Source organism: Alteromonas sp. S167 (assembly GCF_036864375.1).
Classification (GTDB): Bacteria; Pseudomonadota; Gammaproteobacteria; order Enterobacterales; family Alteromonadaceae; genus Alteromonas.
In genome coordinates this window covers 590,855-603,587 of record NZ_JAZETR010000001.1, presented here as the reverse complement: position 1 = coordinate 603,587, position 12,733 = coordinate 590,855, and the positions used below count along the sequence as shown (strand labels likewise).

Below are 12,733 nucleotides of genomic sequence, written 5' to 3'. Positions count from 1 at the left end.
TACCCAATCATCATGTCCATCACGCGAATATCTCATACGCTGTTCACCAGCCTACTTTCAATTACGTTGCTTACCTCTTTAAGCGCTTGCACAACGGAAGAGGCATTAGAACAAAAGCCTGCATCTCCGCGCTATGTAAAACTAGCAACAGTAAGCACTATTCCAGATTTCGACGAGTTTACATTTCCTGCTGTCGTGTCTGCTGTAAAGACAATTGATTTAAGTTTCGAGGTGTCAGGTCGTCTTGTGCAAACCGACCTAGTGACAGGAAGCGATATTAAAGAAGGAAAACTGCTTGCCACTATTGATAGAAAACCCTTCGAGCGACGTGTTGAAGAATCTAAAACGCGCCTTGAACAAGCCAAGCGAGAGCTTGATAGAATTGAAAAAATGTTTTCACAAAACTTGGTAGCACAAAGTAACTTAGACTCAGCGAAAACGTCTTACGAGCTTGCCGTTATTGATTTGAAAAACGCTCAAGAAGATTTGAGCTATACGCAGCTGTACGCCCCTTTCAACGCAAAAGTGTCGCAACGGTTGGTTGAAAACAATAGCTTTGTATCAGCGGGCACTCCCATCGCGCGGCTTCAAGATGTATCAAAAATTTATTTCAACATTAACGTTCCCGAGCGTTTGGTAACAGCGAATTTAGGAAGAGGAATAGACAGAGCAAGTGCAACCTTGGCAAGTAATCGAAACCAATGGTACGCGGTGGAATATGTAGAGCACTCTACACAGCCCGATCCAATCTCTCAAACTTATGAAGTAGTATTCGCTATGGCGCCAAGAGAAGAGTTACCGCTTACGCCAGGCGCAAGAGCAGTCGTAAAAGTTGGTTTGCAAGGCACACTATTTACCGATGGGTTTGTGGTACCGGTAAAAGCGTTAGTAGGCAATGAAGATAATGGCTTTGCCGTTTGGCTTTACGACAACCAGTCTGAATCGGTAATAAAAACACCTGTTGAAGTTAAGCATATAGAAAACAAGCTGGCGGTAATAACGGGTAACGTTGAGCTTGGCCAACGTGTGGTGGCCGCTGGTGCCGCGCAAATGCGTGATGGAATGAAAGTGCTTCCTTATAAGGGAGAAAAGTAGTTTATGGATATTGCACGCTACTCCATCGACAAACCCGTAAACGTGTGGCTTATGGTAGTTATACTGCTACTTGGCGGCATGCTTGCGATGTCTAAAATAGGCAGGCTAGAAGACCCCGCTTTCACTATCAAACAAGTAAAAGTATATACCGCATACCCTGGCGCCAGTGCTGAAAAAGTAGAGCGAGAGGTTACCGAAAGGCTGGAAATTGCGATTCAGCAAATGCCGCAGCTAAAAGAAGTTACTTCGGTCTCATCACCAGGTCGTTCTGAAATTACAGTTGAAGTAAAAAGTACCTACAACAGTAGTTTATTACCTCAAGTGTGGGATGAACTGCGCAAGCGTCTTCGAGATATTCAAAGCTCTTTACCCGTTGGCGCTAGAGCTCCTGTTGTGTTCGATGACTTTGGTGACGTTTACGGACTATATTACGCGTTAAGTGCTCCCGATTTTGACACCCGAGAACTACGCGAGTTTGCACGTATTATTCGACGAGATTTGTTAACCACCAGCGGTGTTGCCAAAGTAAATGTTACGGGTGTACAAAAAGAGCAGATAGTCGCTTATATCAACCCCTATCAACTGGCCGGTTTAGGCATTTCTTTTCCAGACTTAGCAAAACTTTTTGAGGATAACTTGCGTCCATTCAATGGCGGGCGCGTAAAAGTGGATGAAAAGAACGTACGTCTAATTGTTGAACGGGCCCCCGATAGATTGGAAGAGATTTCCAACCTTTCTGTGGTCATACCCGGCACCAACCGCTCCTTGCGTGTTGCTGACGTGGCAACGTTAAAGTTAGAGCCTGCTGATATACAGCCTGTATTAGTGCGCTACAACGGAGAAGAAGCCCTTACGCTTAGTGTGTCGGCGTTAACTGATGTTAACATTGTTGATGTAGGTAAAAGAGTGAATGCGAAGGTTGATGCTTTGCTAAAGCAACTTCCTGTCGGCATAACGCTTACTCCAATATACGACCAGGCCTCAGTGGTTGATGAGTCAGTGACCGGCTTTATAAACAACCTTATTATGTCGGTTGCTGTGGTAACGCTAACGCTGTGTTTGTTTATGGGCTGGCGCTCTGGCGTAGTTGTTGGCTCCGTATTATTGGTAACCGTGTTAGGTACTATTTTAGTAATGTGGCTTATGGGTATTCAGCTTCAGCGTATTTCGCTAGGCGCCATGGTAATTGCCATGGGAATGCTGGTAGATAACGCCATCGTAGTTGCGGAAGGTATGATGCTTCGTATGGCCACAGGCGCAACAGCAAAAGAAGCTGCAAGCTTTATTGTTAAACGTACGCAATGGCCGTTACTGGGCGCCACAGTGATAGGAATTGCCGCCTTTTCTGGTATCGGGTTATCGAACGATGCTACCGGTGAATTCCTTTACTCATTGTTCGCTGTAGTGCTTGTTTCTTTGATGATCAGCTGGGTGCTAGCAGTTACGCTTGTACCCGTGTTGGGTGCACATTTTTACCGCAAAGGGTTTTCCCAATCGAGTAACACAAAACCGTCTGCCATGCAGCGTTGGTTCAAAGGTACGTTGCTTGGTGCACTAAAACTGCGCTGGGTGACTATTGGTGCACTAGTGTTAATTACCGTCGCGGCATACGGAAGCTTTGGTATGGTGAAGCAAGGCTTCTTCCCACCATCGAATGCTCCCCTTTTCTTCGTGCATTATTGGGGTCCACAAGACCGCGATATTCGTACCACAGAAAACATCGCCAAAGCTGCAGAGCAGCGTATGTTAGCACTAGATAATGTAACTGCAGTAACCACGTTTGTTGGTCAGGGTGCCGACCGATTTACGCTTACTTACTCGCCTAAGAGTGCAAATGAAAATTATGCGTTTTTTATTGTGCGAGCTGATGAGCTAAGCGACATTCCTGCTATTCAAGCTAAGCTTGACAACCAGCTAAACGATTTAGATTTAGACGCCAACTTCTACATGGAACGCATGCAGTTTGGCCCGGGCTCAGGTGCAAAGTTAGAAGCGCGTTTTTCTGGCCCAGATACAGAAGTGCTACGCCAGCTTGCTGAAGAAGCAAAAGCAAAACTGTATGCAGACGGTAATATCATCGACATTAGACACAACTGGCGAGAGAAAGGCTTTGCAATTAATACACAGTTCGACAACTATAATGCCGGTATTGCGGGCGTATCACACAGTGACTTTAGCCAAACCGTTCAATACGCCAGCAATGGCGTACAGCTAGGTACTGTGCAAGATGGTGATTATGCTTACAGTATTATTGCTAAAATGGGTAACGCTGAAAACGATGAACTCCAGTCTATTCGTGAATCTCAGGTTTGGTCGTCGCAGCAACGTCAATATGTGCCGTTTACTCAAGTATCTCATGGCCTTGAGTTAATGACAGAAGAAATGCGCATACATCGAAAAGACAGACTTCGCACCATTACTGTTGAAGCAGAGCCTGGAGAAAATGAGACCGCAGCAAAAGCACTTGCACGCGTGCGCCCGCAGTTGGAGGCTATTCCCCTCCCCCCAGGATATCACCTTGAATGGGGTGGCGAATTTGAAAGTTCAAGTGAAGCACAGCAAGCACTTGGTGCAGGTTTGCCAGCAGGCTTCTTGGTGATGTTTATTATTTCAGTATTGCTATTTGGTCGTGCTCGTCAGCCGCTTATTATTTGGTTAGTAGTACCTATGGCCATTGTCGGCGTGGTGACAGGTTTGCTGTCTACTGATATGCCCTTTGGCTTTATGTCTTTACTTGGCTTCCTAAGTTTGTTCGGCATGCTTATTAAAAACGCCATTGTGCTTATAGAAGAAATCGATCTTCAAATTGAAGAAGGGCTAGCAATACACAACGCTATTGTAGAAGCAACCCTCAGCCGTGTAAGGCCTGTGGCATTAGCAGCTGTCACCACCATACTGGGTATGGCGCCATTGTTGTTCGACGCATTTTTCGCAGACATGGCGGTGACTATTATGGGTGGACTAGCATTTGCGACAGTATTAACGTTAGTTGCAGTGCCAGTGCTCTATAGCCTGCTATTTAAAGTAAGTTATAGAAACAGCCAAGCTTAAAAAAACGCACTGGCGGCGAAAATTTTCTGCCAGTGCGCACTATCTTTTTGCCTCTATACGCGACTGCATGTATTTCATGACATCGCGCCAGCTTACGATGCCAACTGGGTGCTTTTTCTCGTTTATTATTGGGATACAAGAAATTTTATTCTGGTTAAACAGTGTAATAGCAGTGTAAATAGAATCGTTTGATGTGAGGGTAATCACCTCACGCGTCATAATTTGGTGAGCCTTTTTGTCAAGCGTGGCGCGGTCTAGCATGCGCTCACTAATAGTATCCACGAATGGACTTACCGCTTTCATCAAATCTCTGTCGGAAATAATACCTTTAAGTATGTTGTCATTTACGACCACTAAATGATGAAAACCAGTAGCAGCAAACAGCTCGCGTAACGACTGCAAACTGTCGTCCATATGAACGCTAACAACACGGGTAGACATTATTTGTGAAATGCTCATTATCACTTCTATCCTTTATAGAGTAATAGCTTACATAAGATGACTAACACATTACTAATAGCGTAGAAATGAGTGTACTTTTTTACAAGCTCCCCATTTCTTATTGTTCTTTACTCGGTGTTTTCTTTGCGCCATATCAAATTAAATTGCGTGCTTTCTCGCTCTAACCTTTTTCCATTTCTCAAATCTTTACTATCCTTTAGTCTGTGTTGAATGCTTAACAGTATGAAACTATTGAAACAATTAATGATGTTTTTCATCTTAGGTAAGTATGAATGATTAAAGGACAGTTTTCGGCAATCGCACTACTTTGCAGCGGCATGGCAGCATTTAATGCTTCGGCCGAACAAGAAAGACTTAATATTAGCGGGTTCGGAACTATTGCAACTGCAACAGCTGACACAAACAATTTTGAGTTTCGAAACGACCGTTCACAAGACGCTAAGGCGAAAAAAGACGGCTTTGCTTTTAGGCCGTTGAGCTCAATTGGTGTTCAAATAGATTATCGCATTACAGATAAGCTCGACTTCGTTGGCCAGTTTGTTTATCGCGACCAAGATTTTCAAAAGCTCGACTCAATAACGCAAATGGCCTTCTTGCGTTACCAGCTTTCGCCGTCATGGCAATTAAGAGCTGGAAGAGTTGCAGCAGATATTTTTCACTTTAGCGATACACGGGATGTATCAATTGCCTATCCATGGGTAAAAGTACCGACGGAAGTTTATGGTATTGTACCGAGTCGAAGCTTAGATGGCGCAGACGTTTCCTATTTAAAACCCTACGATAATTTCGAGTTGTCGCTTAAAGCCTTTTTTGGGAAAGGTGAGAGTGACTTTACTAGCGATGACTTTGTTCCTATACAGTTCGACAACTTGTACACCTTAGGCATTGAGCTAACCTCCCTTGACTGGAGCGTTGCTTTAAAACACACCAAAACCGAAGCCGAAAATGCATCACCTGGGGCTAATTTCGTATCAGAATCAGTAGCGCAATTACAACCAATTTGGAGCGGTGCAACTGCGTATGCAAGAGAGTTGTCAACTGAAGGCGCTGACATTGAATATACCTCTCTATACTTTAACCGATTTTTGGGTGAGTGGGAGTTATCGGGTGAGCTATCGCATATTGACTCTACCTCTATTGGGTTACGCCATTCAATAAACGGCTTCTTTAATTTAAGCTATTTTTATGGTGCGCACACGTTTTACGCCCTTTACTCGTTTGCCGATACAGATGCTTACTACATAGGCGAAGAGCGACCTGACTTCCCTATAAACGCTAACACGTTGCAGCTCGCCGCACTGGCAGAAGAGGTTGCAAACTCTCTAGCTCATAGCCAACAATCATTTTCTGTAGGTTGGCGATGGGATTTAAAAGAAAACTTAGCATTTAAAGCGCAAATTGAACGTACCGATATAGATGAAAGAGGAGGCGGCTTAAGAGCACGTGATGACCTCGTCATAAATGGAGAAGAGAGCGTCGCACATACTTTGTTTCTAGGACTAAGCTTTAGCTTTTAGGAGTAGACATGAAGTTATTTACAACCTGCTCCACTATGCTGTTTATTGGTATTTTAGTGTTGTTTACAAGCACAAAGTTTGCGTACGCACAGGAAACTATTGTTGTTGTAACTAGTCAGAACAACACCATTCAATCAATAGACAAAAAAGGGCTTATTGATTTATACATGGGTAAATACTCTGCATTTCCAAATGGTGAACGCGCAACGCCAATAGACGTAGAAAAAGACAGTAATTTAAAAGAAACGTTTTATAGGGCATTGGTAGGTTTACCACTAGCCCGTGTCAACGCCTATTGGTCGCGCTTGAAATTCTCAGGTAGAGCGAAGCCACCGGCTGTTGAACAAACATTAGACGATATTGAACAGCGTATTAACAACGACAGTTCCGCGCTGGCCTATATTTACGAATCTAAAGTAACTGACAAAATGAAGGTAGTATATCGTTTTGATTAATGTGCATGGTTTAGGTGTCCGCTTTTCACTTTTTCTTGTTGCAGCGTCGGTGCTCGTCGTTATTGTTACCGCCGAATTTTTCTATCGCACCACATTCGAAAATGAAATAAGTGAGGCCAACAGTGATATCAAAGAGCTGTATGAAACCGTATCTGCTACGGCGTCGATTGCTGCGTTTTTGGAAGATGAAGACCTAGCTAAAGAAGCTATAAATGGTTTGGTGAAGAGTAATAAAATTCTCGCAGCATCTATCAAAAGCGAAACGCTGTATTACCAAGTCAACGTTACAAACGCAATAAACAGAAACACTGAACCTCGTGTTTTTGTAGTGCGTCACCCGTTTATTCCCGAAGACACATTGGCTGAAGTGAATGTTTATCCCGACTTCAATTACATCATTAAGCAAGCCGGTGAAATCAGTGTCGACAACAGCTTCTCACTTTACGTGTCTTCATTAGTTGTGGGGTTTGTCGCATTAATAATTACCTATTACGTTACGATTGCACCGATGTTAAGAGTGGGTCGTTCGCTTAATAAGATAAAACCAGGCACATCACAGCGTATTAATGTACCACGCTATCACAAGCGCAGCGAAATAGGCACGTTGGTAAAAGACACCAACAAATTGTTGGGCAAGGTAGAAGAACAGTTTACGCAAGAGCGCCAATTGCGCGAAGAAATAGAGTTTTTAGAAAAGCGCTTTCGAATGCTTTTTGAAAACGCGAAGTCTTCTATTGTGTTAATGACAGAGCACGGATTTATAGAGCTTAGAAACAAAGCGTTTAACGAACTTGTCGAAAAAATCGGGTTGGGCGTAAAGCAAGATTATGGCGAGCTACTTGAAGAGCTTTTTGAGCAACCCACTGTTGTGAAAAATACACTGAACGAGGCATTCAAAAGAAACGAGTTTGCCACAGGAGAGTTCAAGTTAAATACAAGTGCTAACGTAGACACTATGTGGGTGCAGTTAATTGCCAACCCGCTATTGACCGAAAACGGCGAGCGCTTTTATCAGCTTACGTTAATTGATATATCAAGCCGAAAACAAGAGCTGCAAAAGCTAGCGCTTCAGGCGGACTTCGACGCATTAACAGGCATATACAACCGAAATGGTGGCGAGAAGCTGATTGCAAAGCTAATGAATAAAGGGCACAACTTTGCATTGGCACTTATCGATTTAAATGGTTTTAAAGCGGTGAATGACATTTTTGGACACGATGCTGGTGACGAAGTGCTGGTATTTGTGTCTCAGCAACTAAAAGACACCATACGTAAAAATGACGTTGCCATTAGATGGGGTGGCGATGAGTTTGTTCTGCTATTGCAGGCGGATGACGAAGCCTCTGTAACAAAAGCCATCACCAAGGTTAACGAAGCGGTGAAACAACCTTTCTATTTTGAGAACGACAATAACCCTACTTTTGTGTCTATGAGCGTAGGCGTTGCTTTCTTCCCATCGATGACCAGCGATATGAGCACGCTAATAAAACTTGCGGATGTTGCTATGTATAAAGCGAAACAGAACAAGGTATCGGCACCTGAAGACTATTTATTCTTCGCCGAACCCGGTGAGTAAATGTGAGCTTACATTTAGCACGCGCAAATATTGCCCACCTTTGTTTATCGTATAACGTCGAAAGATTATTTATAAAAAACCATCTAGTCAGTTTCATCTTTTAGCCTTAGACTGCCATCACAATAATAATGACGACAGGTATTGTGTAAGCATTGCGTTTTGGCTAATGACTTACGTTTACTCATCCATTTGCAACAAGGTTTTCAGTTAAATGTCACAACAAAAAGTAGGTTTAGTGGGCTGGCGAGGCATGGTTGGCTCAGTATTGATGCAGCGCATGCAGCAAGAGCAAGATTTTGCGCACATCGAGCCCACCTTTTTCACTACCTCTCAAAAAGGCAGTGCAGCACCAAATTTCACAGGTAAAGATGCAGGAGTTCTTGAGGACGCCTTTGATATTGAAGTATTAGCTAAGCAAGACATTATCATTACGTGCCAAGGCGGCGACTATACCAAAGCCGTTTATAACGACCTTCGTGCAACGGGCTGGAATGGATATTGGATTGACGCAGCGTCGGCTTTACGCATGAAAGATGACGCCGTTATTGTGCTAGATCCAGTAAACAGAAAAGAAATCGACAATGGTATTGCCAGTGGCAAACGCACCTTTGTTGGCGGAAACTGCACGGTCTCACTTATGCTACTGGCGTTGGGTGGCTTGTTTGAAAAAGGCCTCGTTGAATGGGCATCACCTATGACGTATCAAGCTGCGTCAGGTTCAGGTGCTAAACATATGCGTGAACTCATTAGCCAGATGGGCGCTATTCATACCAATGTAAAAGACAAGATTGACGACCCGGCTACCGCAATTTTAGACATTGATGAGCAGGTGTCTGAGTTTATACGCAGTGATGACTATCCCAGTGAACGATTTGGCGTGCCGTTAGCGGGCAGTTTAATTCCGTACATCGATTCTCAGCTTCCCTCAGGCCAAAGTAGAGAAGAATGGAAAGCGCAAGCTGAAGCTAACAAAATACTGGGTACACAAGGACCTGAAGTGCCTATTGACGGTATTTGCGTTCGCGTAGGTGCTATGCGTTGTCACAGCCAAGCGGTTACGTTAAAGCTTAAAAAAGACCTTCCAATAGATGAAATAGAGCGCATACTTGCTGAACATAACGCGTGGGTAAAAGTTATTCCTAACGACCGCGATGTAACCATGCAAGAGCTTACGCCAGCAAAAGTTACTGGCACCTTGTCTATTCCAGTAGGACGTATTCGTAAACTTACGATGGGGCCTGAATATATTTCTGCCTTTACGGTTGGCGACCAGCTTTTATGGGGCGCAGCAGAGCCGCTAAGAAGAATGCTGCGTATCGTGTTAGAAAATGTTTAGAAAATAATTCGCTTTAGGCGAGGAAAAACATTAAAAAAGCCCCTGTAAAGGGGCTTTTTAGTATTAGCGTGACTCAGACCATACGGCAAACTCATTGCCGCCTGGCTCTACAAAATGAAAGCGACAGCCTCCGGGAAACTCAAAGATAGGCTTGCTTATCTGCCCACCGCCCTGCTCTACTTCACGTTGCGTTTGCTCAATATTCTTCGAATAGAACACGAGCAAAGGGGCACCATTTGATGCCTGCGCAACAGTAGATGATACGAAAAAGCCACCTTCAAGTCCGGCATTACTAAATGCACTGTATTCACTGCCGTAATCTGTGAACAACCAACCAAAAACATCCCCGAAGAAGGCTTTAGATGCTGTAATATCAGTGGTGGCAAACTCAGCATAGTTAAGCTGTGCTTTCTCAGTCATTTTCTTTTTCCTTCAATGACAATTTACTGGAGTATGTAGAAGTTCTGCTGCGCTCAGCATAGGGCTTTTGCTGTTTTTGCCCTGTGCCCGCTTAATAAGTGCAATTATGTTGCTATTTACCGGAGTAGCAATCTTGTGTTTTTTACCTAAGCGCTCTATTTCACCGTTCAGAAAATCAATTTCGGTAGTACGTCCAAGTTGTAAATCTTCATACATTGAAGAGCGCGCTTGGGGGTCTATTTTCAACGTTGATGCTGCAACAATATTAAAAAGAAAATTGGGCAGCATCATAATAGTTGGCATTAGTTTGGGGATCACTTTACCTGTTCTTGCTGGTGCAATGCCTTCAGCTTTTAATACAAAAAGCGCCTCTTTAAGTACCTCTGCCATTACCAGTCTGTAGGCTCTCTCACCAAGCTGCTGCTTGAGCGGAATACCGGACAACGCGTTAACGGCGTTGTTTAAATTCATAATTAACTTACCGTACTGAACACTGCTAATGTCATCGTATACCGTTACTGGAAGTTGAGCTCGCTCTAACAAATCGACAACAGGCGTACAAATAGACTCAGGATCTTCAATAGCAAGATGCCCTTCTGTACCGCAATGAAAGCGTCCGCTACCTTGATAGAATACGTTAAAAGGCACCATGCCTTTAACAATGGGTTGAGATAGCTGGCTCGCTAAAATATCACCGTTTGCAACGCCATTTTGGAAACTGATAACAGTAGCATCACTTTTAGCATGCTCTTGAATGATTTGCGCTGCGCTTTGTGAATCTTGGCTTTTTACGCACAGTAATATGAAATCGGCTGATGCGAGGGCGTCATAGTCAATCGTAAAATTAATGAGGCTTGAAGCGATTTTATCGTTACGCCCCTGCCAATCAGTCAGGGTAAGTCCATTAGTAAGAATGTCATGCTGTAACCTAGGGCGGCCAATTAGCGTAAGCGTAAAAGGTGCACATTGCTCTGTGCAGCCATTGTGTGCCAATATACAACCAGCCAAATAACATCCAATGCTACCAGCACCTAATACTACGACATTAAGTGTTTTTGCTTCACTGTTCATTAACGCTCCTCTAGCTGGTTCAGCAACGTAAGAATACCGATACAAAATTAACACTTATTTTACAACTAAGCCATTGTAAGTAAGTGTTTTTTCAATCAAACCGATTCATTCTTTCAATTTTAAGTTTGATCGTGATCTGTCTAATCTTTGACTAGGTAGTCAATATATATCGTTTATTTTTAGAAGGTCATTATGTGTCACAGCAGTGCTTCATCAGAGTCGAACGTAAGTGCCAAGAGAGTGAAAACAGCACTTGTCGCCGAGGGCGGCGGACAGCGCGGAATTTTTACTGCTGGAGTATTAGATGCATGGTTAGAACATGACTATGACCCTTTTGATATTTTAATAGGTACGTCTGCGGGTTCGCAAAACCTAACGAGTTTCGTGTCACGCCAAAAAGGCTATGCTAAGCGGCTTATTCGTGGGTTGACTCGCCACAAACAATTTTTTCAAGTTGGACGTGGTCTACTTGGAAAGCATATCGTTGATTTAGATTGGTACTTCGAAAAAACGAAAGAAGCAAAACGTGCGTTAGACCTTCAAACGGCTATGAACAATGTTGAAGAAAGAGAAATACTTTTTACTGCAACTAACGTTCGCGACAGACAGGCTTATTTCTTGAGCCCTAAAGCCAGTAAAAACGACTGGATAGAGCTAATAAAAGCGTCAAGCGCGCTTCCTCTTCTTTACAAGCAAGGCGTACCGCTGGTAGCTGACGACCAACGCCAAAATGATGCTGCAAACACAGATTTTTATCTGGACGGCGGTTTGGCTGCGCCGCTACCTGTAACCGAAGCTTATAAGCGTGGAGCAAGAAAAATAGTTGTAATTCGTACAGTGGATAAAGACTTCCAAGCCCAATCTGCTTGGCTACAGCGATTAAGCGCAATAATGTGTGCAACAGGGCAATGTCCAAAAACCATTGATTATTTATTGCAGCATGAAAAAGCCTATCAAAAAGAACTGGCGTTTATAAATAATCCCCCCGATGACGTGGAAATAATTCAGCTGTTTTCTAACCAAAAACTGAAAAGTAAACTACTCGGAAGCTCAAATGCTGAATTAAAACATGATTATGCCGAGGGTAAACACGTCGGGTCGTCGTTTTTGAATGATACAGAAGGGAACGTCGACCAAGTAGCGAGTGAGCTAAAAGTCCATGCCGCGTAGCGTCTGAAAGAATCATCGCTTCACGCTTGGTCAGCACAATCTATTCTATGTATCCAAGATTGAAAATAAAACGAAAAGCTGCTTACTTTATCAAACAGCTCCTGCGTCTGTAATCATTTACTCTTTCATGCCCTGATACAAACCATAGGCACATACTGCCGCATAAAACATCACAATCATTGCTTGCAGCACCGCGTCAAACGCAGCAAAGCTTTCTCTAAAGATACCGACAAAGAGGCCAAAGCCTAGGGAGAACAACGAGACAAATAACCAAAGGCGCTTTTTCCAGAAAGCAAAGAAGTCGGTTTGAGGTGATAAATGATTTTGTAGTGCGTTCATTATTTTTTCCTTCAACTACCCTGTCTATGCGGAACAATTGTTTCTGCTCGAAGCTAACTGTTACCGCTCATAACAAAACACCGTTAACTGCTTAAGTGAAGCGTATTATGGAAACGAGTTGTGATAACTGAACACCCATCTACTTCAAGCTTAATAACGTTAAACCTGTAATGCGAGGCACGTTTATGAAGCGCACCGCCAATCGCAAATTACTACTTTAGTATGAACAAATAATGCACTT

At 43.4% G+C, this 12,733-nt stretch carries 11 protein-coding genes; 7 read left to right on the top strand and 4 right to left on the bottom strand.

All coding sequences use genetic code 11. The features are described 5' to 3' along the window. Nucleotides 1-12 precede the first annotated feature (12 nt). The gene (locus tag V7R35_RS02570; RefSeq protein ID WP_334013112.1) at nt 13-1,095 is read left to right on the top strand and encodes an efflux RND transporter periplasmic adaptor subunit; all 1,083 of its coding nucleotides are present in this window, start codon (nt 13-15) and stop codon (nt 1,093-1,095) included. Between the two features lie 3 nt (nt 1,096-1,098). Beyond that, entirely contained in the window at nt 1,099-4,146 is a 3,048-nt protein-coding gene (locus V7R35_RS02565) for an efflux RND transporter permease subunit (RefSeq protein ID WP_334013111.1), read from the top strand. Between the two features lie 39 nt (nt 4,147-4,185). Here the strand turns inward: V7R35_RS02565 and V7R35_RS02560 are convergent, their stop codons facing one another. Beyond that, nucleotides 4,186-4,605, bottom strand: coding sequence for a CBS domain-containing protein (locus V7R35_RS02560; protein WP_334013110.1), 420 nt, complete (start codon nt 4,603-4,605; stop codon nt 4,186-4,188). Between the two features lie 275 nt (nt 4,606-4,880). On the opposite strand from V7R35_RS02560, the gene V7R35_RS02555 reads away from it, so the two are divergent. The 4 genes from V7R35_RS02555 (at nt 4,881) to asd (ending at nt 9,492) form a co-directional block, all read left to right on the top strand. Beyond that, a complete protein-coding gene (locus V7R35_RS02555; protein ID WP_334013109.1) occupies nt 4,881-6,125 on the top strand; it encodes a hypothetical protein in 1,245 nt (414 codons plus the stop codon). Between the two features lie 8 nt (nt 6,126-6,133). Continuing rightward, a complete protein-coding gene (locus tag V7R35_RS02550) occupies nt 6,134-6,580 on the top strand; it encodes a hypothetical protein (RefSeq protein WP_334013108.1) in 447 nt (148 codons plus the stop codon). A 1-nt stretch (nt 6,581) separates the two neighbouring features. After that, nucleotides 6,582-8,156, top strand: a complete 1,575-nt coding sequence (locus V7R35_RS02545) for a sensor domain-containing diguanylate cyclase (protein ID WP_334013265.1) — start codon at nt 6,582-6,584, stop codon at nt 8,154-8,156. Nucleotides 8,157-8,367: 211 nt separating this feature from the next. After that, nucleotides 8,368-9,492 carry an aspartate-semialdehyde dehydrogenase gene (gene asd / locus V7R35_RS02540; protein WP_334013107.1) on the top strand — a complete coding sequence of 375 codons (1,125 nt, stop codon included), beginning with the start codon at nt 8,368-8,370 and terminating at the stop codon, nt 9,490-9,492. A 63-nt stretch (nt 9,493-9,555) separates the two neighbouring features. Here asd and V7R35_RS02535 read toward each other — a convergent pair whose 3' ends face one another. Both V7R35_RS02535 and V7R35_RS02530 read right to left on the bottom strand, forming a co-directional pair. Then, nucleotides 9,556-9,912, bottom strand: a complete 357-nt coding sequence (locus V7R35_RS02535) for a VOC family protein (protein ID WP_334013106.1) — start codon at nt 9,910-9,912, stop codon at nt 9,556-9,558. Between the two features lie 12 nt (nt 9,913-9,924). Next, nucleotides 9,925-10,983 carry a 2-dehydropantoate 2-reductase gene (locus tag V7R35_RS02530; protein WP_334013105.1) on the bottom strand — a complete coding sequence of 353 codons (1,059 nt, stop codon included), beginning with the start codon at nt 10,981-10,983 and terminating at the stop codon, nt 9,925-9,927. A 192-nt stretch (nt 10,984-11,175) separates the two neighbouring features. On the opposite strand from V7R35_RS02530, the gene V7R35_RS02525 reads away from it, so the two are divergent. Further along, a complete protein-coding gene (locus V7R35_RS02525) occupies nt 11,176-12,153 on the top strand; it encodes a patatin-like phospholipase family protein (protein WP_334013103.1) in 978 nt (325 codons plus the stop codon). A gap of 117 nt (nt 12,154-12,270) precedes the next feature. Here V7R35_RS02525 and V7R35_RS02520 read toward each other — a convergent pair whose 3' ends face one another. Further along, on the bottom strand, nt 12,271-12,492 hold the full coding sequence (locus V7R35_RS02520) for a hypothetical protein (protein WP_334013101.1): 222 nt from the start codon (nt 12,490-12,492) through the stop codon (nt 12,271-12,273). Nucleotides 12,493-12,733: the final 241 nt, after the last annotated feature.

Bases quoted from the DNA above. Each gene is read 5' to 3' on its own strand.
- V7R35_RS02565 (WP_334013111.1), top strand. From the start codon at position 1,099: ATGGATATTGCACGCTACTCCATCGACAAACCCGTAAACGTGTGGCTT.
- V7R35_RS02550 (WP_334013108.1), top strand. From the start codon at position 6,134: ATGAAGTTATTTACAACCTGCTCCACTATGCTGTTTATTGGTATTTTA.
- V7R35_RS02555 (WP_334013109.1), top strand. From the start codon at position 4,881: ATGATTAAAGGACAGTTTTCGGCAATCGCACTACTTTGCAGCGGCATG.
- V7R35_RS02520 (WP_334013101.1), bottom strand. From the start codon at position 12,492: ATGAACGCACTACAAAATCATTTATCACCTCAAACCGACTTCTTTGCT.
- V7R35_RS02525 (WP_334013103.1), top strand. From the start codon at position 11,176: ATGTGTCACAGCAGTGCTTCATCAGAGTCGAACGTAAGTGCCAAGAGA.
- V7R35_RS02570 (WP_334013112.1), top strand. From the start codon at position 13: ATGTCCATCACGCGAATATCTCATACGCTGTTCACCAGCCTACTTTCA.
- asd (WP_334013107.1), top strand. From the start codon at position 8,368: ATGTCACAACAAAAAGTAGGTTTAGTGGGCTGGCGAGGCATGGTTGGC.
- V7R35_RS02535 (WP_334013106.1), bottom strand. From the start codon at position 9,912: ATGACTGAGAAAGCACAGCTTAACTATGCTGAGTTTGCCACCACTGAT.
- V7R35_RS02530 (WP_334013105.1), bottom strand. From the start codon at position 10,983: ATGAACAGTGAAGCAAAAACACTTAATGTCGTAGTATTAGGTGCTGGT.
- V7R35_RS02560 (WP_334013110.1), bottom strand. From the start codon at position 4,605: ATGAGCATTTCACAAATAATGTCTACCCGTGTTGTTAGCGTTCATATG.